Raw genomic sequence first — 23,100 nt, 5'->3', positions numbered from 1 at the left:
GCGGCGTCCGGGGCGATGAGGGAGCGGGAGGGAGCGGGCGATCCATCGAAAGCGGAGTGGGGGGGGTCGTCGGGACTGTAGCAGCCGGCAGCGTGCTTCGAAATCCGAGAAGGATCAGGCCCCTCAGCGCCCCGGAGCGTTTACAGCAGTCCACACGGCTTGGCCGATCCAAAACAGGAATACCCCGCCGAGCATGGCGCCGACCAGACCGAGGCAAGTCATCGCACGTTGATGCAGTCGGTTGAGGTCGACCGGATAACGGTCGGGCACTCTGAAGGAAAGCACGAACGCCAGCGCTTCCCCGGACGCCCAGAGCGTGGGTGGCCGGTTCTTCATCGCCGCAGGAACGAGGCGCCACAAGCGATCGAGGAATTCACCCGTCAAGCGATTGAGCTTGGCGATGCAAAGGCCGGAAGCGAGGAAAGTCAGGACCGGGAGGGCGTCAAGTGCCGCCATGCGATGCGTCTGTTTGGCAGCGGACAGTCGGCATCCTGACACCGCTTACGCGTAAAGATCGAGCACCCCACGCCCACCGCGACCAATGAGCACATGGGCTTCCCGAGCCGGTGTGGCAAGCACGATCGCTTCGCCCTCGTCGTCGCCCGCGAAACCCTTCGCGGTCTTCGCTGCGTCATCGTTCGACGACTGCGCATGCTTCTGCCCGACATCGGCCTGCCCCAGCTGCAGGCCCTGCTGCGCGAGCATCTCGCGCAGCTTCGGCAGCGCGTCCTGCAGGGCCTGGCGGGTGTCCTGCTGGGTGGCGGTGAAGCCGAGCTCCACGCGATCGCCGTCGAGCTTCAAACGGATCTCGACCGGGCCGAGGCCATCGGGACTGATGCGCAGCGTGGCTTCGCCGCCCTGCTGCTCGGCGATCCACTGCAGGCGCGCGCCCACCTCTTCGGCGAAGCGCGGCGAGGGCAGCGGCACCGGGGCCGGAAAGGCCGCGGCGAGGTCGAGCTTGTGCAGGGCAGGCGCGGGCAACGTCGGCGCGAGAGGCGCGGCGTCCGGCGCCCGTTCGAGGCCCAGCGTTTCGGTGAGTGCGGTGAGGGACGACGCATCGCTGTCGTCGGACACCGGCAAGCGCAGCGGCGCCGGTTGGCGCGCCAGCGCGGCGGCCAAGGCATCGGGGCCCGCGGCGTTCGCTTGCGGCATCGGCATCGCGGTGGCGACCATCGTCGACGCCACGCCTTTGTCGAGCGCGAGCCCGGTGGCCGGCGAGGGGCTGGTGCTGTCGGGCAGGCGTGCATCGACGGCCTCGGGGAGCAGGGCGCCGAGCGCGAAACCACGCGCCGAGGCCAGCGTCGATGCCGCGGCCTGCGCGCCGGCTTGGGCAGCGAGCACGGGGCTGCCGGGGAACAGGGACGACAGGCCCGGCGGCGGCCAACCGGGTGGCGGCGCCGCGGCGTCGAGGCCGGCATCGCTCGACGTCGCCGGACCGGTGCCCGCATCAAGGGTGGCGAGTGTCGTCGGCAGTGTCGTTGGGAGCGCCGTCGCGATCGCAGCGGCCGAAGGAAGCGTCGGTACCGGCACTTCGGGCAGCGCCTGCAGCACGGGCATCGCGCCTTCGAGCACGTTCGCGGCCAGCGCATCGAGGCTCGCCGCGGCTTCATCCAGCACGGCGGCGAAGCCGCCCGGTGCGGCATCCGTCGTTGCGCCGGCGCCGTCGGGCGCTGGCCCGTCGGCAAGAGCGGGCATGGGCGTCGTCGAAGGCGCACCGAGCGCGGCGGAGAAGCTGGGCAGCGTCATGGCGTGTCCTTGGTCTGGCGTTCGCGGTGCGCACGGGCACCGAGGTCGTCGAGAACGCTCTGGTCGCGGCGCTCCTCGGCCTTGAGCTCGACGCTGCGGTAGCTCGCCGCGAGCTTCTCCAGCACCAGCTTGTCGCGGCTGGCGAGCAGCAGGCGCGTGCGTTCGATGGCCAGCGACTCCTCGCTGGTGGCGATGTGTTTCTGCTGCGTCACCACGGCGTCGTCGATCTTGGCGAGGAAGGCCGCACGGTTGAGCAGCTGGCTGGCCGAGACGGCGGTGCCGGGCACGGGCGGGGCTTCGTACTCGCCGCGGAAGCGCTCGAGATCGCCGAGGCGCTGCGCCTGCTGCTGGTGCGCCTGCACGCGCTTGGCGAGCTCCTTGGCGAGCGCATCCTCGCGGCTCTCGGCGCGGCGGATCAGCGGGTCGAGGCGCTTGGAATTCACGGGCTGGCCTCCAGCAGCTGGGCCAGCGCGGCCTTGCTGGATTCGAGGCTGGCGCCTTCGTGCACGTCCTGGCCGAGGAAGGCCTGGATGGCCGGCCAGCGCGCGATGGCTTCATCCACCAGCGGGTCGGCGCCGCGCTGGTAGGCGCCGATGGCGATCAGGTCGCGCTGCGCGGAGTACGCCGCCATCAGCCGCTTGAGGCGACGGATGCGCTCGCGCGTGGCGAGGTCGGCGATCTCGGTGACGACGCGCGACACCGAACGCTCGATGTCGATGGCCGGGTAGAGGCCGGAATCGGCGATGCGGCGATCCAGCACGATGTGGCCGTCGAGGATGGCGCGCGCGGCATCGGCGATGGGTTCCTGCTGGTCGTCGCCTTCGGTGAGCACGGTGTAGAACGCGGTGATCGAACCGCGCCCGGCTGGGCCCATGCCGGCCCGCTCGACGAGGCCGGGCAGGCGCGCGAACACCGACGGCGGGTAGCCGCGCGTGGTGGGCGGCTCGCCGATGGAAAGGCCGATCTCGCGCTGCGCCTGGGCGAAGCGCGTCAGCGAATCCATCAGCAGCAGCACGTTCAAGCCCTGGTCGCGGAAATACTCGGCGATGGCGGTGGCGCGCAGCGCACCATGGATGCGCGCCAATGGCGGACGATCGGCGGGCGAGGCGACGACGACGGCGCGCTTCAGGCCCGCGGGGCCGAGCGTGCTTTCGACGAAATCGCGCACTTCGCGACCACGTTCGCCGATCAGCCCGACCACGACGACGTCGGCCTGCGTGTACTTGGTCATCATGCCCAGCAGCGTCGATTTACCCACACCGGAACCGGCGAACAGGCCGACGCGCTGGCCGCGGCCAATCGGCAGCATCGCGTTGATCGCGCGCACGCCGACATCGAGGCCCTGGGTGATCGGCTCGCGGGCGAGCGGGTTCAAGGGCACGCCGGTGAGCCCGGTGTAGCCGTCGGGGCGCGGCGGCGGCCGGCCGTCGAGCGCGTGGCCATCGCTGTCGATGACGCGGCCGAGCAGGCCCTCGCCCACCGCCACGCGCCCGCGCGCCCAGCCCGGCACCACGCGCGCGCGCGGCAGCAGGCCGTGCAGGTCGGTGGTGGGCATCAGGAAGGTCTTGTCGCCGGCGAAGCCAACGACTTCCGCCTCGACGAACTGGCCACCCTGCGCTTCGATGCGCACGGCGGAGCCGAGCGGCACTTCGCAGCCTTCGGCTTCCAGCGTGAGCCCGACGGCGCGGCGCAGCACGCCTTCGCGCACGGTGCCGAGGCGATCGAGCTGGGGTTCGAGGGTGGACAGACGCGCCGCAAGCCGGGCGTCGCGCGAGGCCAGCAGTTGGCCGGTGGCCGTGCTCATGCGCCGCCGCCCACGGGATTAAGCACGGCGGCGAGCGCCGCCTGCAGGCGCGAATCGGTGCGTGCGTCGATGCGCACGCCGTCGCCATGGATGCGCACGTCGCCGCGCGCCAGCTGCGGGTCGGTGATGACGCGGGCATCCGGCCACTGCGGCAACCACGGCTGCAGCACCTTGGCGTCCTCGGGATGCACGCGCAGTTCGATGTCGCGCTGGCCGGGGCCCACCGCATCGATGGCGGTGCGCACCAGCTGCGCGAGCAACTCCGGGTCGGCCTCGTAGGCGCGGCCGATCAGCGCACCGGCGATGCGCACGGCCATCTGCCCGAGCGCGGCATGCACCTCGTCATCGAGGCGGCCAAGGGGCCGTGCCATGGCTTCGACGACGCCTTCGATCTGCGCGACCAGCTTGCGCACCTCGGCCTCGCCGGCCTTGAAGCCTTCGCGGCGGCCGGCTTCGAAACCTTCCTTGCGCGCGGCGTCCTCGATGCGCTGCAGCTCGTCGATCGAGGGCGGCTTCGGCGGCGGCGGCGCGTCGAGCGCCGGTACACGCCAGAGGGCGGCGGCGTCGCTCACACGAACTCCTCTTTCGCGCCACCGAGGCTGATGGTGCCTTCGTCCGCGAGACGACGGACGATGGCGAGGATTTCCTTCTGCGCGGCTTCGACATCGCTGAGTTTGACCGGGCCGCGATCGTCCATGTCTTCCTTGAGTATGGCGGCGGCGCGCTGCGACATGTTCTTGAGCACCTTCTCCTTGACCTCGGGCGAGCCGCCGCGCAGGGCCAGCGGCAGGCGGTCGCCGGGCACTTCGCGCAGGATGGCCTGCATCGATTTGTCGTCGACGCCCGCGAGGTCGTCGAACACGAACATCAGGTCCTGGATCTGGTCCGACAGCGCCTGGTCGATCTTGCCGATGGCACCGAGGATGATCTGGTCCTGCCCGGTCTCGACGAAGTTGAGGATGTTCGCGGCCGTCTTGATGCCGCCGATGGTGGTGGCCTTGCTGTTCTGCGAACCGGCGAACTGCTTCTCCATCACCTCGTTCAGTTCGTTCAACGCCACCGGCGGAACGTTGTCGAGCGTGGCCACGCGCAGCACCACGTCGGCGCGCACACGCTCGGGGAAGCTCCTCAGCGTCTCGGCGGCCTGGTCGGGCTCGAGATGCGACATCACGATGGCCATGATCTGCGGATGCTCGTTGCGGATCAGGTCGGCGATCGCGCGCGGGTCCATCCACTTCAGCATCTCCATGCCCGAGCTGTTGCGCCCGAGCAGGATGCGGTCGATGACGCTGCCGGCCTTGTCCTCGCCGAGCGCCTGCACCAGCACCTTGCGCACGTAGTCATCGGCACCGACGCCCACGGAGGTCTGCTTGTCGAGCGCGGTGGCGAACTCGCCGACGACGGCCTCGATCTGCTCGCGCGAGACGGCACCGACCCCGGCCATGGCCTGGCCGACCTTCTGCACTTCCTTCGCCGACATGTGCTTGAGCACCTCGGCGGCTTCGACCTCGCCGAGCGAAAGCATCAGGATCGCGGCCTTCTCGACGCCGCTGAATTCGCTCTTCTTGTCAGGCATCGTTCGCCATCCATTCCTTCACGACCTGGGCGACGCGGCGCGGATCCTCTTTGACGGCATTGCGCGCGTACTCGATCTTGCCTTCGATGCTGGTCGGCGGCGCGAATCCGGCGCCGGCCTGCCCGGGCAGCGCGAGCGCCGTGCCGGGAGCCCCCGGCGGCAGCGCGGCCTGCCCCGCGGCACCGGCGCTGCCAGGCAGCAGCGGGGTGCCATCGGCAGCATACGCCGGGCTGTTCTCGTCGGCGTTACGGACGGGAACGGCCAGCAGCTGCTTCATGGCCGGGCGGATGACGAGGAAGATCAGCAGCAGCACCAGCAGCGCGCCGATGGCGATGCGGCCGATCTGCCAGACGAGCGGGTTCTCCCAGATCGGCGCAGCGATCTCTTCCAGCGGCTCCGGCACGATGAAGGGCGCGTTGACCACGGTGACGACGTCGCCGCGCTGCTCGTTGAAGCCGACGGCCTGTTTCACCAGCGCCTCGATGCGGCCCAGTTCGTCGGCGCTGAGCGCACGGAACGGGGCGGGCTCGCCCTCGGGCGCTTCCTCGCCCTCGGCCAGCGGCGCCGGCACGTTCGGCACGTTGTCGAGCACGACGGCGACGGTGATGCGCTTCACGCGGCCCACCGGCTGGCGGGTGTGCGTGAGCGTCCGGTCGAGTTCGAAGTTGCGCGTGCGGCTGCTCGCCGTTTCGCTGGCGCCACCATCGACCGGCGCGGCGTTGCCGGCGGCGGCGGTCGCGGCGGGGTCCGGGGCGGCCGGGTCGGCGGCGGGATCGGCCGGTGCCGCGGCATCCGGGCCCGGCGGCGTATTGCTGGTAGCGCCCGGCACGCCGCGGTCGGCGGCTTCGGCGCGACGCTCTTCGTTCACCTGCTCGCTGCGCAGCTGGCCGGATTCCGGCGTGTAGATCTCGCGCGCCTCCTCGACGGTGGCGAAGTCCATGTCGATGGCCACTTCGCTGCGCACGCGGCCCACGCCGACCAGGGGTTCGATCAGGCCGGCGACTTTGGCCGCCAGCGAGGATTCCTTCTCGCGCGTCAGGGCGAACTGCTCGGCGCTGATGGCGCCCGCGCTGTCCGGCTTGTCACGCGTCAGCAGGCGGCCGGATTCATCGACGACGGTGACGCGGTCCGGCGTGAGGTTCGGGATGCCGTTGGCGACGAGATGCTGGATGGCCTGAACTTCGTCGGGCTTCATGAAGCGGCCGGGCAGCAGGCCGATCACCACCGAGGCGGCCGCCGGCTGCTGCTGGCGCGTGAACGCCGAGGGACGCGGCAAGGCGAGGTGCACGCGGGCCTCGCGGATCGGCCGCAGCTGCTTGATGGTCTTGGCGAGCTCGCTTTCGAGCGCGCGCTGGTAGCGGGCGGTCTCGACGAACTGGCTCACGCCGAAGCCGGGGTCGCGCTCGATGAGGGCCATGCCGGGGCCGTCACTGCCGCTCAGGCCGGCGGTGGCCAGCGCCATGCGCGCCTCCTGCAGGCGCTCACCCGGCACCTGCACATCGCCGGTGGCGGCATTGATCTCGACGGGAATCTGCGCGCCGCGCAGCGCATCGGCGAACTCGGCGGCGGTCGCGGCGTCGATGCCGCTTTGCACCGTCACGAGTGCCGGCTTCTGCAACCAGAAGAACGCCCACAGCCCGCCGGCGATCGCCAGCGTGAGCAGGCCCATCGTCCACAGCTGGCGCATCAGGCCGGCCTGGCCGATCTGTGCGATCAGGCCGGGCGAAGACGGTGGGGATTGCGGGACGACAACGGCATTCATGGGTTCGGTCCGTGCCTTACAGCGGCATGTTCATGACGTCCTGGTAGGCCTGCACCAGTCGGTTGCGCACCTCGACCGTGGCCCGGAAGGCGACGCTCGAGGCCTGGGCGGCCACCATCACGCGGGCGAGGTCGGCTTTCGGATCGCCGCGCTCGAAGGCGGCCTGCAGGTCGCGGGTTTCGGCCTGCAGGCTATTCACTTTCTTCAGGGCGTTGCCGAGGGCGTCGCCGAAGCTCGGCGCGCCAATGCCGGGGGCACCGCCGACACCTCCCGCACCACCCACGCCGCCCACGCCTCCCGCACCACCCACGCCGCCGGCAGCACCGAGGCCGCCACCGGGCAGGGCTTGGCCCACCTGGCTCTGGTAGCTGCGGATCTGGCTCAGCACGGAGGAGATGGCGTCGGACATGGGAGCGGGCGTCGGGCCACGGACGGTCAGGTGCCGGGAAGGGTGCAAGCCGCGTGCCATGGTTCGCTGCCCTCGCGCCGGCGGGTTTCCGCCGCATGCGACCATCCGCCCATGGACGCGTTCGCCCTACCTCCCGCCATCGACGCCGCGCTGGCGGGCTTCCTCCGCACCCTGGGAACCCTCGAAGGCTGGCTGGCCTCGCCGTGGCTGGGCCTGGCCTGGCTGGGCTACGTGCTGGTGCTCGCCGCCTGGATCATCCGCCAGCGGCGCGAACCGGTCGCCACCCTCGCTTGGCTGCTGGCCCTGGCCTGGCTGCCGGTGCTCGGCTGGGCGGTGTACTGGTGGCTGGGCCCGCAGCGCATCCACCGGCGCAAGCTGAAGCGCCTCCGCGCACGGCTGGCGCTGGCGGCAGCGCGCCTGCCCCCGTGTGGCGACCCGTCCGAGGAGGGCCAGGAACGGATGATCGAGGCCGCTACCGGCCACGCGCCGACACGGGCCACCGCCATCGACCTTCTGACCGGGGGCGAGCGCACCTTTGACGCGCTGTTCGAGGCCATCGAGGCAGCCCGCGAGTCGGTCCACCTCGAGTACTACATCTACGAGCCGGACAGCGTCGGCACCCGCCTTCGCGACCTGCTGGCCGAACGGGCCCGCGCCGGCGTGCAGGTGCGCCTGCTCATCGACGGGCTCGGCTCGCGGCGTTGCTCGCCGCGCTTCCTGCAGCCGCTGCGTGAGGCCGGTGCCGAGGTGGCATGGTTCCACCCGCTGAAGCTCGGCCACGTGCTGTGGCGTCCCACGCTGAACCTGCGCACGCACCGCAAGATCGCCGTCATCGACGGCCGTACCGGCTTCACCGGTGGCGTGAACATCAGCGACACCCAGAGCGAGCGGGCGTCCGCCGCCGCCTTCCACGACCTGCACCTGCGGATGGAGGGCGAAGTGGTGCGCGCGCTGCAGCTGGCCTTCGCGGAGGACTGGCACTACGCCACCGGCCGCACGTTCAGCGAAGCCATGCACTGGCCGCCCTTGCCGATCGGCGACGTGCGCTGCCAGCTCGTGCCCTCCGGGCCCGACAACCCGCTGGCCCCGATCCACCGCGTGCACGTCGAAGCCCTGCACAACGCCAAGCGCCGCGTCTGGCTGATGACGCCCTACTTCGTCCCCGATGCCGCGGTGCTCCTCGCGCTCACCTCCGCCGCGCTCAGCGGCCTCGACGTGCGCCTGCTGGTGCCGCGCCGCAACGACAACCGGCTGGTACGGGCCGCGGCGCGCAGCTTCTACCCCGAGCTGCTCGACGCCGGCGTGCGCGTGTTCGAATTCCAGCCGCGCATGCTGCACGGCAAGGCCCTGCTGGTGGACGACGAGATCGCCCTGATCGGCAGCGCCAACGTCGACCCGCGCAGCTTCTGGCTGAACTTCGAGCTGTCGGTGCTGGCCCGCGACGCCCGCGTCGCGGCGCGGCTGGCGGCGCGGATCTCGGAAGACCTCGAGCAATCGAAGGAAGTGCCGCGCGGCTGGCAGCCGTCAGGCCTGCAGGCCTACACCGACAGCGCCGCTCGACTTCTCGCCCCGCTCCTCTGAGAGCGGAAGGGCGCGGCGGCGCAGGCTAGACTCGGCGCCGAATCCCCTCGGAGCGCCGACGATGGCGTGGTTGATCCTCCTGGCCGCCCTGGCCTGTCTCGCGATGGCCGTGCTGCTACAGGTCGGCACCGGCGTGGTGCTGCTGCTCCTGCTGGCCGCGCTGGCCTTGCTACTGCTCGGCACCACGCGCCTGCTGCGCGATCGCGCCGAGGCCGCCGGCCGCGCGCAATCGCGGATGCTGGACGACGCCGAAGTTCAACGCGTGCGCGCGGCGCTCGACGCGCGCCGGCAGGCGTCCGAGCAGTAGACGACGCGATCCCAGTCGCGCTCCCACTTCTTCCGCCAATCAAAGGGCCGCTGGCACACCGGGCAAACCTTGCTCGGCCGGGCCGGGCGGCGCGACTCACGTGTCGGCACAGACCACCCGGTTGCGGCCCTGGCGCTTGGCCTCGTACAGCGCCTGGTCGGCGTGGCGCATCAGCGAGGAAGGCACTTCCGCCGCGCTGGGCCAGGCCACCGCTACGCCGACGCTCACCGTGACGCCCGTGCGTGCGCGTTCCACCGCGTCGCGCAGCAGCTCCGCTCGACGCGCCGCAGCTTCCAGCGTCGCGCCCGGAAGCAGGAGGGTGAACTCCTCGCCGCCGTAGCGCGCGAGGATCTCGACCGGCACGCTCAGGTCGGTGCGCAGCAGCGCCGCCACTTCGATCAACACGCGGTCGCCCTCGAGGTGGCCGTGGTGGTCGTTGTAGCGCTTGAAGTGGTCGACATCGATCATCAGCGCCGCCAGCGGCAGGCCCTGCTCGGCGCAGCGCGCCCACTCGCGGCCCAAGGCCTGCTCGAGCGCGCGCCGGTTGTGCGTGCCGGTCAACGGGTCTTCCACGGCCATCTCGGCAAGCCGCGAATTGGCGCGCTCCAGCTCCAGCGTGCGGTCGGCGATGCGCTGCTCGAGCTGGCGGTTCTGGCCCTCGACGCGGCGCACGCGGCGCCGTCCGATCACCCGCGACACCCACACCGCCATCCCGACCAGGGCCAGCAGCAGCAGGCCGCGCAACACCGGCTCCTCGAACCAGCGCGGCATCACCAGCAGCCGCACGCGCAGGGGTTCGATCCGTCGGCCGCTCGGGAGCTGGCCTTCCACTTCGAACAGGTATTCGCCCGGATCGAGGCCGCGGATCGTCAGGTCGCGGTCGGACCAGTCCGAGAGGGTCGGAGCGATCTGCGAGAGGCGGTAGCGGAACCGCGCACCGGGCTCGAGCGTGCCGAGCGTGAAGCGCAGCCGCAGCGGTTGGCCGGAGAGAATCGTCAGGCTGTCGCGCTCGATCTCCCCGGCACGCAGCTCGCCATCGTCGCCTTGCACCAGCAACTGGTCGAAGCCCACCGCCAGGTCGGGCATCGGCAGCACCGGTCCCTCGGGCGCGTACTGCAGCACGCCGTTCCACACCGGTACGCGCAGCACGCCACCGCGGCTTACGCGCGGCGGGCCGAATCCGGTGCTCGACCAGCCGCCGATCTGCACGCGCTCCCATGCCATCGTCGAGGCCGGGCGGCGCATCAGGTCGCGCGGCGTGTAGGCGAACAAGCCCATGGTCGTCTCGATCACGCTGAGCTTGCCGGGCTGCACGAGCTCGGCGATCCACTCCGGCGTCTCGGCAAACTCGAAGCGCGCGCCTGCGGGATCGAACCGATAGGTCGCGCCCTTGGCCCAGGCACTCAGTTCGCCGTCGATGAAGAACAGCTTGGGGCGATCCTCGCCGTCGATCGGCAGGCCCTGTTCCTCGCCGAAGGCATCGGCGGCGACGCGTTCGCGGGCGGCCAGATCGAATCGCCAACGCTGCGGTGGGCCGCGGTCGTCGCTCAGCCAGAATTCGCCTTCGGCGGTCTGGATCACGTCGATGATCGCCATGCCCTGAAGCGGCCAGCGGGCGGCGATCGTCCAGCCCTCGCCAGCAAATTCAAGAAGGAAGAACTCGTTGTCCGTGTAGGCGATCGCCAAGTCGGTGCGGTTGCGGACGAGCTGAGGCATGTGGGCCGCCTCTCCCGCATGCAGGACGCGCGGCTCGCGCGACCCCGGCTTCAGTTCGATCAGGCCCTCGCGATGGCCCACCAGCATCGCGCGCTCGTCAGCCATGAGGCCATAGCCTTCGAGCTGCACGAAGGGCATGCGCTCGGAGCGCACGCTGCCGGCACCATCGTCGGTCAGGCGGTACAGGCCGCGGGCCGTGGTGATCCAAGGCGCCCCATCGAACTCCACGGTGTCACTCACCAAGCCGCGCACGCCATGGCTGCTTTCGAGGATCGACCAGGCCGAGGGCATGCCGAGACGCACGATTTCCGTGTCGGTCACCGCCCACAGCGTCCCTTCGTTGTCGCGCGCCAAATCCGCGACCGACTGGTCGGCGATCTTCACGCGCTGGCGCAGGCGCAGGCCGGCGTCCACCACGATGACTTCGCCATCGAGCGTCGAGAACGCAAAGCCACCGCCGTCGAGCGGCACCGTGACATACACGGACAGTTCGCCATCCGGCCAGGCGAGGGCGCGTTCCACACCGCTGTCGTCGAGACGCCAAACGCCATCGCCGGCAACGACGAAGCGGCTGCCACCCCAGCCCACGATGTTGGACACCGGCATGCGACGGAAGGCCTCGCCGCCCGGCACCAGCTGAAGCTTGCCGTCGCGCAGCCAGCCAAGGCCGCGATCCTGGATGCGCGCGTAGAGGTCGCCGCCGAAGGCGATGACGCTGCGCATGTCCGGGCCCATCGGCCAGCTGCGCGTCGGCGCGCCGTTCGCCGGCATCAGGTGCAGGAAGTTCTGCGACTGCACGTAGATGCCCTCGGGCGTCGGCAGAATTTCCCACACCGGGCCGAGGCGGCGGTCGGCTTCCGGCAAGCCGCTGCTGGCGAGCAGGTCGACGTAGCGGTAGCCGCGCACCGGGTCGTGCTCGAGGCGGCCGTAGGTGTCGTTGCCTCCGACCATGATGGCGCCGTCGGGTAGACGCCGCACCAGCGTCGCGTTGACGCCGATCGGCAGTGGCACCGTCGTCCATTCGGCACCGTCGTGCACCAGTACGCCATCCTGCGAGGCGACGTAGATCTTTCCGGGCGCGGCGGCCACGGACCACAACGAGGGAGCTGCCCGGTACTCGTCCGGCCCAATGCGCTGGCTGATGGGCACGCCGGCGAGGCCCGAGGCCTGCACGAGCGCGGACGCCGCCAGCGCGAACGCCGACACGAGGAGGCAATACCAACGCAGCGGAGGCCGGGCGGTCATCCCCGCATTATGGCCTCCATGCGGCGCGGCGCGTGGGCGGGCTTGCCCTCGGACTGAGGCAGCGGGCACGCTTCGAGGCTCACGAAGGCCTGCCATGACCCTGCTCAGCGTCAACGTCAACAAGATCGCGGTGCTGCGCAACTCGCGCGGTGGCCGATTGCCCGCCCCGGTGGACGAAGCCCTGCGCTGCGTCGCCGCGGGTGTCCGCGGCATCACCGTGCACCCGCGGCCCGACCGCCGCCACATCACCGCGGAGGACGTCGTCGCCATCGCGTCCGCATTGCCGGCTGGCGTGGAGTTCAACATCGAGGGCAATCCGTTCGCGCCGCCGCGCGAGGGCTATCCCGGCCTGCTGGCGCTGGCTCGCTCTACGCGGCCCGCCCAGGTCACCTTCGTCCCCGATGGCGACGGGCAGATCACCTCCGACCACGGCTTCGATCCGAGCGCGCTGCCCGCGACGATGGCCGCGCAGATCGCCGCGTTCAAGGCCCTGGGGTGCCGGGTGTCGCTGTTCGTGGATGCCGGCGAAACGGACTTCGCGAGCCTGCGCCACGCTGGTGCCGACCGCATCGAGCTTTACACCGGGCCCTATGCCGAAACGCATGAGGCAGCGCACGGCAGTGCGTCGAAGGAAAATGGCGGTGTGGCAGGCCAGGCCTTCAGCGATGCGCTGGCCGCCTGCCGGCGCAGCGCCGAGGCGGCGCAGTCGATCGGCCTCGGCGTCAACGCCGGGCACGACCTCTCGCAAGCCAATCTCGCGGCGTTCCTGACCGAGGTCCCCGGCGTGCTGGAAGTCTCCATCGGCCATGCCTTGATCGCCGAAGCGCTGGTCGACGGCCTCGCCGAAACCGTGCGCCGCTATCGCGCGATCACCGGGGGCTGAGGCGCGAACCCGGCTTTCTGGCCCCGGAAACGACAACGCCGCCCGGAGGCGGCGTTGCTTTTGGAGGCCACCGGTGCAGGCCCGGCGGCGATCCTGTTACTGCACGACCTGGTCGACGAACGCGATCTTTTCCATCTGCGCGTTCTTAGCGCGGGCGAGCACTTTCGCCAGCACCTCGTACTCCGCCTCGGCATCGACTTCGATCTCGAGCTTCGGCTGCTCTTCCGGCTTCAGCACCTGAGTGCGCACCTGGGTGATGTCGGCGAACTGGTCTTCCAGCGTCGCCAGTGGAGCCGGCGTGCCGTTGATCAGGATCTCACCCGACGACAGGATCTGAAGCTTGACCGGCGGCGGCGGCTCGGTCGGCGGCGGCGGGGGCGGATCGCGCATGCGCTGCGGCAGCGTGACGTTGATCAGCGAGGCCGGCGTCGGCGCCGTCACCATGAAGATGATCAGCAGCACGAGCAGGATGTCGATCAGCGGCACCACGTTCATGTCGGACTTGGGGCCGGAACCGCCCCCTGCGGAAAACGCCATGGTTCAGTTCCCCGATTCCGGTTCGGACACGAAGTTGATCGAACGCATGCCCGCCACGCGAACGCGGGTGGTCACGTCCTGGATCAACGCATACTTGGTTTCGCTGTCGGCGCGCAGCAGCACGTCCGGCTGCGGCTCCTTCTGCGCTTCGACGGCGAGGCGGGTGTCCAGCATTTCCTTGCCGGCCAGTGCCTCGTCGGCCCAGAAGATCGTCCCGTCTTCGCGAACGGAGAGCGTGATCGGCGGCACCTTGGGCGCCGGCGGACGAGCGTCCACCGTCGCTTTCGGCAGCTCCACTTTCACGTTCTCGGACACCGAGGCAGTGACCATGAAGATGATCAGCAGCACCAGCATCACGTCGACGAGCGGGACGACGTTCGGTTCGGTGAAACCGCCGTCCGTGTCAGAACTGAAGGCCATAAAGGATCTCCGCGGAGAGGGGGGTCAACCCCTCAGCGCTTGTCGCCGCCCACGCGGGCGCCGGTGGCGAAGAAGTCGTGCAGGTCGTGCGCGAAGGCGTCGAACTGGCCGATCAGCTTGCGGTTGTTGCGGTTGAAGTAGTTGAACGCGATCACCGCCGGGATGGCGACGAACAGACCGATGAAGGTCATGATCAGCGCTTCACCGACCGGGCCGGCAACGGCCTTGATCGAGCTCTCGCCCGAAGCCGACAGGCCGACGAGGGCCATCAGGATGCCCCACACGGTGCCGAGCAGGCCGACGAACGGCGCGATGGCGCCCGTCGTGGCGAGCCAGGTCTGGCCGTCTTCCAGCGAAGCCGACTCACGGGCCACGGCCTGGCGCAGGGCGCGGTCGATGAACTCCGAGCGGTTCAGGGCTTCCGACAGGCGGCCTTCCGACTTCTGGTGGTGGGCGGCCGATTGGGCGCAGTCGAGGGCGATCTTCGAGAAGGGCTCCCAACCCGGCTGCTCTTCCATGAAGCGGATCGCTTCCTGGGCGTTGCTCGTCTGCCAGAACGCGGCGGTGACGGCACCGGCACGGCCGTTGATACGGGCGTACTTGATGGCCTTCATGATCGTGTAGTACCAGGCGACCATCGACATGATCACCAGGGCGGCGAACACCGACCAGTTGACGACGCCCATGTGGGCCATCGCGTTCTGCACGCTGAAATCAGCGACGTCCTGCTGGACGGTCTGGGCGGTGCCTGCGGCGGGCGCGGTCAGCGCCACGTTGGTCGCGACCGGGGCAGCCGCCGGAGCAGCAGCAGCGTCCGTCGCCGGCGCGGTGTTGGTGTTGTCCTGCAGCATGAGTGGATACCTTCGGTTGGATTAGCAGGGAGGAGTGAAATTGACCGGCACCAGGACGGCGCCGCCGACCGCTTGGCCATTGCGCAGGCCGGCGTTGAAGCGCCAGCGGCGTGCGGCTTCGACCGCGGAACGATCAAGGTTGCGGCTACGGCTGGACTTATCGACGGCCACGTCCAGCACGGCACCGGAGGCGTCGATGGTGACGCGAAGCATGACCTCGCCACCGATGCAGCGACGCGCCTCCTGCGGCGGGTAGCGCGGCGGGTTCAGGCGGCGACCCGAGATGTCCTCGGACGGCGCGAAGTCGGCCGGCGGGGCGGGCGGCGCGGGCGGCGACGGCGGCGGGGCCTCGACGTCCAGCGCATTGGCGTCGTCGAACACGACCGGCGGCTCTTCCGGCGGCGGCGGGACCGGCGTCGGGGTGACCGGGGTCTGCACGATCTTCTGCACGACCTTCGGCGGTTCCGGCGGCGGCGGCGGCGGCGGCGGGGGCGGCGGCGGCGGTTCGATGAAGTTCACGTTCACGACGCGCTCTTCTTCTTCCTCGGCCGCGGCATTGTTGATCGGCACGAGCAGCGCCAGACCACCCGCGGCGTGCAGGGCGATGGCGAAGGCGATACCGATCGTCCGCGGCCAGCTAAAGGGCGCGGGGACTTTGGTGCCGTAGATTCGATTGTCCGTCATGCGTTGGACCGGCTTGGATGGGACCCCGCGCGGGGCGGGTCTTCAATAGTAAGGGATCGAAGCGACGCTGGATACCGCCTGAAGGCGGACAAAACGTGAAGGACTCAGCGGAGCTGCGACAGCATGCGGGTGGCCTGCTCGCGCGTCTCGGGATGCTTCGCCGCCTCCTGCAGCGCAGCACGGAAAGCCGGCATGTTGTTCAGTCCGTTCTCCGAGCGGGCGATGACCATCCAAGCTTCGCCCGGCTTGGCCACGCCCTTGGCCAGTGCGGCCTTGGCGGCATCGCGCGCGTCGACGTCCATCGCTTCGGCGGACAGCACCTTGGCGTAGTTCAGCCCCGCCTCGCCCTTGGGGTCGATAGTGGCCGCTTCCTTGTAGGTCGCGATCGCGAGGGCCATGTCCTCGGAGAAGTAGGCGGCCTGGGCGAGCGCGTTCAGCGTCGCCAGGTCGCGCTGCAGCACGCCCTTGCCGAGGCCTTCGTTGATGACCGCAATCACTTCCTTCTCTTTGCCATCGGCATTGAAATAGAGGGCATAGAGCTGCTGGTAGTCGCGGGCCTCCGTCATCAGGCCGCGGCTGCGGGCGGACTCGAGGGCGGCGATGGCCTTGTCCTGCTCTTCGAGGTCGAGATAGACCGCCGCGAGGGCGAAGACCAGGCGCTTGTCGTCCGGGGTCTTGGCCACGAGCTGCTCGAGCACCGCTGCGGCTTCCGCGGACTGCTGGGTCTCGGTGTAGCAGGAGACCAGCAGGCGCAACCACTCCGGCTTCGGCTCAGCGCCCGTCGCCAGCAGGCGCTTCAGCACGTCGATGGCCTGCGGGTACTGCTCGGCCTCGTAGTGGGCGCCGGCGAGCGCGAAGATGAAGTCCGGGTTCTGCGACTTCGTTTCGTCGAGCAAGCGGGTGAGGATCTCGATGGCCTTCGGCGCCTGACCCTCGGTGATGTAGGTGATGCCGAGGTTCTGCATCGTGGAGTAGTGCTGCTCGTTGTCGAGTCCGTTCTCGGCCAACGCCCGCTCCATGTAGGCGATCGAGGCGGCCGTATCGTCCATGTCGCCGGCGGCACTGGCGGCGACCTGGGCGGCCACCGACTTCTCGTAGGCATTGGCTCGCTCGTTGGCCAGCACGGCGTCGGCGATCTCCCGGGCGCGCTCCGGTTTGTCCTGCTCGTTGAGCGCCTTGATCATGTCGTTGAGTTGACGCGACAGGCGCGGCGAGACTTTGCCGTCTTCGACCTCGCGGGTCGCATCCGGGAAAATGAGCGCCGGCGCTTCGTCGCGCGAGTTCGAGCGCTCGCGCGCATCGCGCGCCATCTGCGCATCCACCGGCGTCGCCACGAATGCGGCGGTGAGGACGGCGACGCCCAGCAGGACTTTACGGGTTGCGGCCATTGAGGACTCCGGGCGCGGAAGCAGGGCTGGCGAGGGTAATACCTAGGGTGCCGCAGGCTCAAGGGAACCCGGCGTGAATCGGTGTGGACGTCGCCACACTGTCACCGCCAACAAACGCGCCGTTAACGAATCGACACCACCGCACGGTGGCGTATCGGCCTCAGCCCGTGGTCGGGAAGTTGGCCACGGCGAAGGCCACGCGCTCGGCGGGGTCCTTCGACAGCGTCCCGGCCGCCTGCAGGGCTTCGATCTTCTCGAGGCGCGGCTGGAGGCCGTTGGCGTTCGCCATCTGGATGGCAAGGCCGGGACGCGCGTTCAACTCGAGGATCATCGGGCCGTGGTCCTTGTCGAGCACGAAATCGACGCCGATGTACCCGAGCCCCGAAAGCTCGTAGCAGCGCGCCGCCATGTGCAGCAGGTCGTCCCAGCGCGGGATCTTGAGGCCAACGATGCTGTGCTCGGTGTCGGGATGGTCGCGGATGATTTCGGAGCCCCAGACGCCGCGCTTGGTGACGCCGGTCGGCAGGTCGATGCCGACGCCGATGGCGCCCTGGTGCAGGTTGGCCTTGCCGTCCGAGAGGCGCGTGGGCAGGCGGATCATCGCCATCACCGGGTAGCCGAGGAAGACGATGATGCGGACGTCGGGCACGCCCTTGAAGCTGACGCGCTCGAAGATCGGGTCGAACTGCACGCAGTACTCGACCAGCAGGTGGTCGGGCTGGCCGCCCAGCGAAAACAGGCCGGACAGGCCGTTCGAGAGATGGTGCTCGAACTCCTCGCGATTCATCAGCGAACCGTTGGCCCGGCGGTACTTGTCGCCGCGGCGGCCGTGGATGACGAGGATGCCGTCGCCGCCCGAGCCATGCGCCGGCTTCACGACGAAGCTCTCGCGGTTCTTGATCTTCTCGTGCAGCTCGGCGATCTCGTGCTCTTCCCGCACCACGGCGTAGAGCTCGGGCACCGGCAAGCCGGCTTCGATGGCCAGCTTCTTGGTGATCAGCTTGTCGTCGACCCGCGGGTAGAACTTGCGCGGGTTGTGCATGAGCACGTAGTGCGCGTTGCGCTGACCGATGCCGATCAGCCCGATCTTGCGCAGGCGGCGCGCGATCTCGATGGGGTTCCAGAGCGCCATGGCTCAGGCCTTCGGCGCGTCGCCGCCGGCCGGGGCGGCGGCGGCCGGCGCCGGGGCGATCGGGTCGGCCTCGCGGGCCAGCGCGCGGAAGCGGAACAGCTCCATCAGGCGGTAGCCGGAGTAGCGGCCGAGCAGCAGCGCGGCGGCGAACAGGTACAGCAGGAACTCCGGGTACACGTAGATCAGGTGTTCGAGGCGGTCCCAGCTCATCACCAGGTAGGCCAGCGCGGCGACGATGATCGTGCCCACGCCTTCCTTGATGGCGGTGCCGGCGCCGCGCTCGTCCCAGGCCACCGACATGCGCTCGATGGTCATGGCCATGATGACCATCGGGAACAGGGCGACGGAGAGGCCGACCTCGAGGTCGAGGCGGTTGGCGATCACCGAGATCAGGGCCATCAGCAGCACGACGAGGATCAGGATGGCGGTGAGGCGCGGCACCAGCAGCAGGCGCAATCGCTCGAGGTAGAAGCGCACCAGCAGGCCGGCGCCGACCACGAGGACGAACAGCGTGATGCCCGCGACCAGGGCCGTCTCGCGGAAGGCGAGGGCCACCAGCACCGGCATGAAGGTGCCGTAGGTCTTGATGCCGATGATGTTGCGCAGGATCAGCATCATGAAGGCGCCGATCGGCACCAGCAGCAGGACCTTGTAGACCTCCTGGGCCTGCAGCGGCAGGGACAGCAGCGACCAGCGGATGTAGTTGGCGTCCTGCACCTCGAGGCGGCGCTGCGCCATGGCCATCGCGTCGGCGAGGTTGTAGCTGACGGTGTACATCAGCGCGGGCGTGGTTTCGCTGTCCATCGCCAGCAGCGGCTCCGGCGAGACGTTCCAGAGCAGCAGGTCCTTCGGCAGGCCTTCCGCGGCGGTACGCGGGTCGAGCAGGCGCCATTCGGTGCCGGTGTGGACCAGCAGCCAGGTCTCGATGCGCGCCGTGCCTTCCACGCCGCCTTCCGGCAGTCGCAGCGCATGCACGAGGCGGGCCGGGATGGTGCGGATGGCGAGCAGATCGACGAGGAAGCGGGTGCGCAGTTCGTCGTCGACGTTGCCGGAGCCATCCTCGCGGGCGTAACGGTCGAGCAGCAGCTGCGCGCCCTCGTCCGGGGATTCGTTGAGGCGGCGGATCAGCTCGCGCGAGAAGGTGGTGACGTCCGCGGAGCGCTCGCGTACTTCGTCCAGCAGTTCCTGCGCGGCGGCGGCGTAGGGTTCCTCGAGTTCCGGCGGCGTCAGCAGCTCGGGCTGCAGGTCGGGGAGGAGGGTTTCGTCCTTCAGCTGCGAACGGACGATCGTGGCGCGGTAGTAGAGGTCCTGCTCGCCGACGGCGTTGCGGGTGGCCCACTGCACCTCGCGGCCCTGGGGCTCGCGCTCGGGGATCTTGGAATAGCCGCGGGCGACGTAGCGCTCGTCGAGGACGATCCAGCCCGGGGTCAGGAAGGGCAGCTGCAGGGTGAGCGCGTTGGCGCGTCGCTGCGGCTGGTATTCGACATGGGCCTGCACCGACCACACCTGCACCGATTCGTCGGGCTGCAGCGGGAACTTCAGCACCTGCCATTTGTAGACGATGGCCGAGGTGGCCAGGGCGATGATGGCGAAGGCGAGAAGGTAGAGGTGGCGCTTGCTCATTCGGCGTTCCGAGGCAAAGGTCCGCACCACCGGAGGGCGCGGCAGGACGGAAGTGTAACCGAGTGCCCGAAGGCCGCCGAAGGCGTCAGCGGCTGCCGAGCGCCAGCATCGCGATGCCGAGGGCGTTGATGATCGCGTGGCCGAGGATCGGGGCCTCGATGCGCCCGGTTCGCAGGTAGAGCTGCCCGAGGACGGCGCCGATCGCGGCATAGGGCACCAGCATCAGCAGCCACACCAGCAAACCGCGCTCTCCGGGCAGGGGCTGGTGGAGCAGCGCGAACAACGTGCTGCTCAGCACCAGGCCGAGCAGCGGTCGCCCGGCTTGGGCGAAGCGATGGAGGCAGACGCGGCGGAAGAGGAGCTCCTCGCCAACCGGTGCGGCGATCACCACCATCAGTGCCGTGAGCAGCGGGGCCGCGTTGAGCGCGCTGAGAACGGGATCGATGTTCGAGCCCGCCACCTGCAGAGCAAAGTGGGCGGCGAGGTGGTAGTAGCCGAAGGCCAGCGCTTGGACGGCCAGCGCGGCGAGCACGATCGTGGCGAACAGACGCCCCGTCCACGGGCGCGGTGCGGAAGGGAGGCGGCGACGGTGCAGCAGCCACAGCGCCAGGCCGGCGCCCAGCGTGGCCAGCATGGCGAGGGGGATGAGGATCGCCGGCATGCCGCGGATGCCGGGCCCGGGCGGGCCCACGTCGACGCCGGCGCTGCGCAAGCCACCCAGCGTCAAGCCGATGATCAGGCTGCCGACAAACACCACGGTGACAGCGATGACGGCGTCGAGCAGCGTCGCTCCGGAAAGACGCCAGAGCGAGCCAGTCGTCGGACGGGGCTCGTCCACCGGCGCCGACGGCTGGCCGGCGTGATCGGGCGCGGCGGTCATCAGACGTCGAGGTTGCCGACTTTCAGCGCGTTGTCCTCGATGAAGGCGCGGCGCGGTTCCACCACGTCGCCCATCAGCGTGGAGAAGATCGTGTCGGCGGCGATCGCGTCCTCGATGCGCACCTGCAGCAGGCGGCGCGTTTCCGGGTTCACCGTCGTATCCCAGAGCTGCTCGGGGTTCATTTCACCGAGGCCCTTGAAGCGCTGGATGGTGCGGCCCTTCTTGGCCTCCTCGAGCAGCCAATGCTGCGCGGCAGCAAAGTCGCGCAGCGGCAGCGACTTGCCACCGCGGCTGACGGTGGCGCCGTCGCCGAGGGCGAGTTCGGCGAGCTTCGCCGCGGTGTCGGTGAGCGCCTTGAGCTCGCCGTGCAGCAGCTGCGCCGCGGCGATGGTCTGGCGGCTCGACAGGCCGTGGTGCTGCTTGTCGACGTGGATGGCGCCGGGCGTGTCGCCCGCCTCGGCCTGGGCGCTCAGCACGTAGCGCGGCTTGCCGAGGCCGCTGGCCTTGAGTTTCGCGTTTTGTGCATCGCACCATGCGGCGAGCTTGGCGGCATCGGCGAAGGTCTCCGCCGTCAGCGGCTCGGCCTGGTAGATCGTCTCGAGCACCGCGCCGTCGACGCGGTGGCGATGGCGTTCCACGGTTTCCTGTGCCGCAGCGACGGCCTGCATCAGCGACTCGAGCGCAACGCCGCGCACTGGCGGCGCACCGGCGGCCGGCACCAGCTCCGCGTTCTCGATGGCGTTGGAGATCAGGTACGCGTTGAGGGCGTGGTCGTCCTTGATGTAGAGCTCGGTCTTGCCCTGCTTGATCTTGTAGAGCGGCGGCAGGCCGATGTAGATGTGGCCGCGCTCGATCAGCTCCGGCATCTGCCGGTAGAAGAAGGTGAGCAGCAGCGTCCGGATGTGCGAGCCGTCCACGTCGGCGTCGGTCATCAGGATGATGCGGTGGTAGCGCAGCTTGTCCGGGTTGTACTCGTCCTTGCCGATGCCGGTGCCGAGCGCGGTTATCAGGGTGCCGACTTCCGCCGAACCGAGCATGCGGTCGAAGCGGGCGCGCTCGACGTTGAGGATCTTGCCCTTCAGCGGGAGGATCGCCTGGGTCTTGCGGTTGCGGCCCTGCTTCGCGGAACCACCCGCCGAGTCACCCTCGACGATGAAGAGTTCGGAGAGCGCCGGGTCCTTTTCCTGGCAGTCGGCCAGCTTGCCCGGCAGGCCGGCGATGTCGAGCGCGCCCTTGCGGCGCGTCAGGTCGCGGGCCTTGCGCGCGGCCTCGCGCGCGCGCGCGGCATCGACGATCTTGCCGGTGATGGCGCGGGCTTCGTGGGGGTTTTCCTGCAGGAATTCGTCCAGCTTCGCCGCGAAGATGGCATCGACGATCGGGCGCACGGCCTCGGTGACCAGCTTTTCCTTGGTCTGCGACGAGAAGCCCGGGTCCGGCACCTTCACCGAAAGCACCGCGATCATGCCTTCGCGCATGTCGTCGCCCGACATCGCGATCTTGGCCTGCTTGGCGATGCCGCTTTTTTCGATGTAGCGGGTGAGGGTGCGGGTCAGCGCCGAGCGGAAGCCCGTCAGGTGGGTGCCGCCGTCCTTCTGCGGGATGTTGTTGGTGAAGCAGTAGATCGTCTCGTGGTACGCATCGCTCCACTGCACGGCGCAGTCGACCACGATGCCGTCCTGCTCGCCGCTGATCGAGATCACGCTGGGGTGCAGCGGGGTCTTCAGCTGAGCGAGATGCTCGACGAAGCTGCGGATTCCGCCTTCGTACTCGAACAGGTCGCGCTTGCCGTCGGGACGCTCGTCGACCAGCTCGATCCGGACCCCGGAGTTCAGGAAGGACAGCTCGCGGAGACGGCGCGCGAGGATGTCGTAGTGGAACTCGGTGTTCTGGTTGAACGCCGTGACGGAGGGCCAGAAGCGGACTTCGGTACCGCGTTTGTCCGAGGGCTCCAGCTGCTTCAGCGGGTACACGGGCTCGCCGTGACGGTACTCCTGCTGGTAGTGGTGGCCCTCGCGCCAGATGTCGAGCAGCAGCTTCTCGGACAGCGCATTGACGACGGACACGCCGACGCCGTGCAGGCCGCCCGAAACCTTGTAGCTGTTGTCGTCGAACTTGCCGCCCGCGTGCAGGACGGTCATCACCACCTCGGCGGCGGAGATGTCGCGGCCCTGCTTCTCGCTCTCCTTGGCGTGGCGGCCAACCGGGATGCCGCGGCCGTTGTCCGAGACCGACACCGAGCCGTCCTCATGGATGGTGACCAGCACCATGTTCGCGTGGCCGGCCAAGGCCTCGTCGACCGAGTTGTCGACGACCTCGAACACCATATGGTGCAGGCCGGACCCATCGTTGACGTTGCCGATGTACATGCCCGGACGCTTACGGACGGCCTCCAGGCCTTCCAGGGCGGTAATGCTGTTGGCGTCGTAGGTCGGGGTGGCCGGGGTGCTGGGGGTCTGTTCCGTCATGCTCTGCGGCTGCGTTGCGGGCGGGCCGTGGCGATGAGGCCAACGGGCGCCGAAAGGAGGCCAGCCGGGCGCCCGTGGAGCAGGGCAGGGC

The 23,100-nt window shown here is 69.6% G+C and carries 22 protein-coding genes; 3 read left to right on the top strand and 19 right to left on the bottom strand.

What is annotated here, in order from left to right:
• Window positions 1-123 precede the first annotated feature (123 nt).
• The 8 genes from O9280_RS12305 to fliE are packed head-to-tail and all read right to left on the bottom strand — an operon-like array spanning window position 124 to window position 7,297.
• A complete protein-coding gene (locus O9280_RS12305; RefSeq protein ID WP_298343074.1) occupies window positions 124-456 on the bottom strand; it encodes a hypothetical protein in 333 nt (110 codons plus the stop codon).
• Window positions 457-501: 45 nt separating this feature from the next.
• A complete protein-coding gene (locus tag O9280_RS12300) occupies window positions 502-1,746 on the bottom strand; it encodes a flagellar hook-length control protein FliK (RefSeq protein WP_298343071.1) in 1,245 nt (414 codons plus the stop codon).
• Window positions 1,743-2,189, bottom strand: a complete 447-nt coding sequence (gene fliJ, locus O9280_RS12295) for a flagellar export protein FliJ (RefSeq protein ID WP_297865600.1) — start codon at window positions 2,187-2,189, stop codon at window positions 1,743-1,745. Before fliJ ends, O9280_RS12300 begins: the two co-directional genes overlap by 4 nt.
• Window positions 2,186-3,550, bottom strand: coding sequence for a FliI/YscN family ATPase (locus O9280_RS12290; RefSeq protein WP_298343068.1), 1,365 nt, complete (start codon window positions 3,548-3,550; stop codon window positions 2,186-2,188). The genes fliJ and O9280_RS12290 overlap by 4 nt, the downstream gene beginning before the upstream one ends.
• Entirely contained in the window at window positions 3,547-4,122 is a 576-nt protein-coding gene (locus tag O9280_RS12285) for a FliH/SctL family protein (protein WP_298343065.1), read from the bottom strand. The genes O9280_RS12290 and O9280_RS12285 overlap by 4 nt, the downstream gene beginning before the upstream one ends.
• Entirely contained in the window at window positions 4,119-5,126 is a 1,008-nt protein-coding gene (gene fliG / locus O9280_RS12280) for a flagellar motor switch protein FliG (RefSeq protein WP_298343062.1), read from the bottom strand. The genes O9280_RS12285 and fliG overlap by 4 nt, the downstream gene beginning before the upstream one ends.
• The gene (gene fliF / locus O9280_RS12275; RefSeq protein WP_298343060.1) at window positions 5,119-6,888 is read right to left on the bottom strand and encodes a flagellar basal-body MS-ring/collar protein FliF; all 1,770 of its coding nucleotides are present in this window, start codon (window positions 6,886-6,888) and stop codon (window positions 5,119-5,121) included. Before fliF ends, fliG begins: the two co-directional genes overlap by 8 nt.
• 16 nt (window positions 6,889-6,904) lie before the next feature.
• Complete coding sequence (gene fliE, locus O9280_RS12270; RefSeq protein WP_298343058.1) at window positions 6,905-7,297, bottom strand: flagellar hook-basal body complex protein FliE; 393 nt, start codon at window positions 7,295-7,297, stop codon at window positions 6,905-6,907.
• A 111-nt stretch (window positions 7,298-7,408) separates the two neighbouring features.
• On the opposite strand from fliE, the gene cls reads away from it, so the two are divergent.
• Both cls and O9280_RS12260 read left to right on the top strand, forming a co-directional pair.
• Window positions 7,409-8,878: a cardiolipin synthase gene (gene cls, locus O9280_RS12265; protein ID WP_298343055.1), complete on the top strand. Its 1,470-nt coding sequence runs from the start codon at window positions 7,409-7,411 to the stop codon at window positions 8,876-8,878.
• Between the two features lie 61 nt (window positions 8,879-8,939).
• Window positions 8,940-9,185 (top strand): hypothetical protein, encoded by a 246-nt coding sequence (locus O9280_RS12260; protein WP_298343052.1) that lies wholly within the window; start codon window positions 8,940-8,942, stop codon window positions 9,183-9,185.
• Here the strand turns inward: O9280_RS12260 and O9280_RS12255 are convergent.
• Both O9280_RS12255 and O9280_RS12250 read right to left on the bottom strand, forming a co-directional pair.
• Window positions 9,134-9,295 (bottom strand): DUF2256 domain-containing protein, encoded by a 162-nt coding sequence (locus O9280_RS12255; protein WP_343228755.1) that lies wholly within the window; start codon window positions 9,293-9,295, stop codon window positions 9,134-9,136. The two genes, O9280_RS12260 and O9280_RS12255, sit on opposite strands and share 52 nt — an antisense overlap.
• Window positions 9,282-12,146, bottom strand: a complete 2,865-nt coding sequence (locus O9280_RS12250; RefSeq protein WP_298343046.1) for a diguanylate cyclase — start codon at window positions 12,144-12,146, stop codon at window positions 9,282-9,284. The genes O9280_RS12255 and O9280_RS12250 overlap by 14 nt, the downstream gene beginning before the upstream one ends.
• Before the next feature lie 94 nt (window positions 12,147-12,240).
• Here O9280_RS12250 and O9280_RS12245 point away from each other — a divergent pair, with 94 nt between their 5' ends.
• Entirely contained in the window at window positions 12,241-13,029 is a 789-nt protein-coding gene (locus O9280_RS12245) for a pyridoxine 5'-phosphate synthase (RefSeq protein ID WP_298343043.1), read from the top strand.
• Between the two features lie 96 nt (window positions 13,030-13,125).
• Here O9280_RS12245 and O9280_RS12240 read toward each other — a convergent pair whose 3' ends face one another.
• The 9 genes from O9280_RS12240 to gyrB all read right to left on the bottom strand — a co-directional run bounded on the left by O9280_RS12240 (window position 13,126) and on the right by gyrB (window position 23,009).
• Complete coding sequence (locus O9280_RS12240) at window positions 13,126-13,566, bottom strand: biopolymer transporter ExbD (RefSeq protein WP_298343039.1); 441 nt, start codon at window positions 13,564-13,566, stop codon at window positions 13,126-13,128.
• 3 nt (window positions 13,567-13,569) lie between these two features.
• A complete protein-coding gene (locus O9280_RS12235; protein ID WP_297865588.1) occupies window positions 13,570-13,986 on the bottom strand; it encodes a biopolymer transporter ExbD in 417 nt (138 codons plus the stop codon).
• Between the two features lie 32 nt (window positions 13,987-14,018).
• Entirely contained in the window at window positions 14,019-14,681 is a 663-nt protein-coding gene (locus O9280_RS12230; RefSeq protein ID WP_297876997.1) for a MotA/TolQ/ExbB proton channel family protein, read from the bottom strand.
• 177 nt (window positions 14,682-14,858) lie between these two features.
• A complete protein-coding gene (locus O9280_RS12225) occupies window positions 14,859-15,521 on the bottom strand; it encodes an energy transducer TonB (RefSeq protein WP_298343036.1) in 663 nt (220 codons plus the stop codon).
• A gap of 104 nt (window positions 15,522-15,625) precedes the next feature.
• Window positions 15,626-16,909, bottom strand: coding sequence for a tetratricopeptide repeat protein (locus tag O9280_RS12220; protein ID WP_298343033.1), 1,284 nt, complete (start codon window positions 16,907-16,909; stop codon window positions 15,626-15,628).
• A 160-nt stretch (window positions 16,910-17,069) separates the two neighbouring features.
• Window positions 17,070-18,041, bottom strand: coding sequence for an alpha-L-glutamate ligase-like protein (locus O9280_RS12215; RefSeq protein ID WP_298343030.1), 972 nt, complete (start codon window positions 18,039-18,041; stop codon window positions 17,070-17,072).
• Window positions 18,042-18,044: 3 nt separating this feature from the next.
• Window positions 18,045-19,664, bottom strand: a complete 1,620-nt coding sequence (locus O9280_RS12210) for a UUP1 family membrane protein (protein WP_298343028.1) — start codon at window positions 19,662-19,664, stop codon at window positions 18,045-18,047.
• 85 nt (window positions 19,665-19,749) lie between these two features.
• On the bottom strand, window positions 19,750-20,544 hold the full coding sequence (locus O9280_RS12205) for a CPBP family intramembrane glutamic endopeptidase (RefSeq protein WP_298343025.1): 795 nt from the start codon (window positions 20,542-20,544) through the stop codon (window positions 19,750-19,752).
• Window positions 20,544-23,009 (bottom strand): DNA topoisomerase (ATP-hydrolyzing) subunit B, encoded by a 2,466-nt coding sequence (gene gyrB / locus O9280_RS12200; RefSeq protein ID WP_298343022.1) that lies wholly within the window; start codon window positions 23,007-23,009, stop codon window positions 20,544-20,546. The genes O9280_RS12205 and gyrB overlap by 1 nt, the downstream gene beginning before the upstream one ends.
• Window positions 23,010-23,100: the final 91 nt, after the last annotated feature.

The sequence above is a fragment of the Silanimonas sp. genome, assembly GCF_027531545.1.
GTDB lineage: Bacteria > Pseudomonadota > Gammaproteobacteria > Xanthomonadales > Xanthomonadaceae > Silanimonas.
This window is presented reverse-complemented; position numbering and strand designations above follow the sequence as displayed.

Coding starts and splice junctions, on each gene's coding strand:
- O9280_RS12225 (WP_298343036.1), bottom strand. CDS start 15,521: ATGACGGACAATCGAATCTACGGCACCAAAGTCCCCGCGCCCTTTAGC.
- O9280_RS12240 (WP_298343039.1), bottom strand. CDS start 13,566: ATGGCGTTTTCCGCAGGGGGCGGTTCCGGCCCCAAGTCCGACATGAAC.
- O9280_RS12260 (WP_298343052.1), top strand. CDS start 8,940: ATGGCGTGGTTGATCCTCCTGGCCGCCCTGGCCTGTCTCGCGATGGCC.
- cls (WP_298343055.1), top strand. CDS start 7,409: ATGGACGCGTTCGCCCTACCTCCCGCCATCGACGCCGCGCTGGCGGGC.
- gyrB (WP_298343022.1), bottom strand. CDS start 23,009: ATGACGGAACAGACCCCCAGCACCCCGGCCACCCCGACCTACGACGCC.
- O9280_RS12245 (WP_298343043.1), top strand. CDS start 12,241: ATGACCCTGCTCAGCGTCAACGTCAACAAGATCGCGGTGCTGCGCAAC.
- O9280_RS12220 (WP_298343033.1), bottom strand. CDS start 16,909: ATGGCCGCAACCCGTAAAGTCCTGCTGGGCGTCGCCGTCCTCACCGCC.
- O9280_RS12235 (WP_297865588.1), bottom strand. CDS start 13,986: ATGGCCTTCAGTTCTGACACGGACGGCGGTTTCACCGAACCGAACGTC.
- O9280_RS12305 (WP_298343074.1), bottom strand. CDS start 456: ATGGCGGCACTTGACGCCCTCCCGGTCCTGACTTTCCTCGCTTCCGGC.
- O9280_RS12290 (WP_298343068.1), bottom strand. CDS start 3,550: ATGAGCACGGCCACCGGCCAACTGCTGGCCTCGCGCGACGCCCGGCTT.
- fliF (WP_298343060.1), bottom strand. CDS start 6,888: ATGAATGCCGTTGTCGTCCCGCAATCCCCACCGTCTTCGCCCGGCCTG.
- O9280_RS12210 (WP_298343028.1), bottom strand. CDS start 19,664: ATGAGCAAGCGCCACCTCTACCTTCTCGCCTTCGCCATCATCGCCCTG.
- O9280_RS12250 (WP_298343046.1), bottom strand. CDS start 12,146: ATGACCGCCCGGCCTCCGCTGCGTTGGTATTGCCTCCTCGTGTCGGCG.
- O9280_RS12230 (WP_297876997.1), bottom strand. CDS start 14,681: ATGGCCCACATGGGCGTCGTCAACTGGTCGGTGTTCGCCGCCCTGGTG.
- O9280_RS12205 (WP_298343025.1), bottom strand. CDS start 20,544: ATGACCGCCGCGCCCGATCACGCCGGCCAGCCGTCGGCGCCGGTGGAC.
- fliE (WP_298343058.1), bottom strand. CDS start 7,297: ATGTCCGACGCCATCTCCTCCGTGCTGAGCCAGATCCGCAGCTACCAG.
- O9280_RS12300 (WP_298343071.1), bottom strand. CDS start 1,746: ATGACGCTGCCCAGCTTCTCCGCCGCGCTCGGTGCGCCTTCGACGACG.
- fliG (WP_298343062.1), bottom strand. CDS start 5,126: ATGCCTGACAAGAAGAGCGAATTCAGCGGCGTCGAGAAGGCCGCGATC.
- O9280_RS12215 (WP_298343030.1), bottom strand. CDS start 18,041: ATGGCGCTCTGGAACCCCATCGAGATCGCGCGCCGCCTGCGCAAGATC.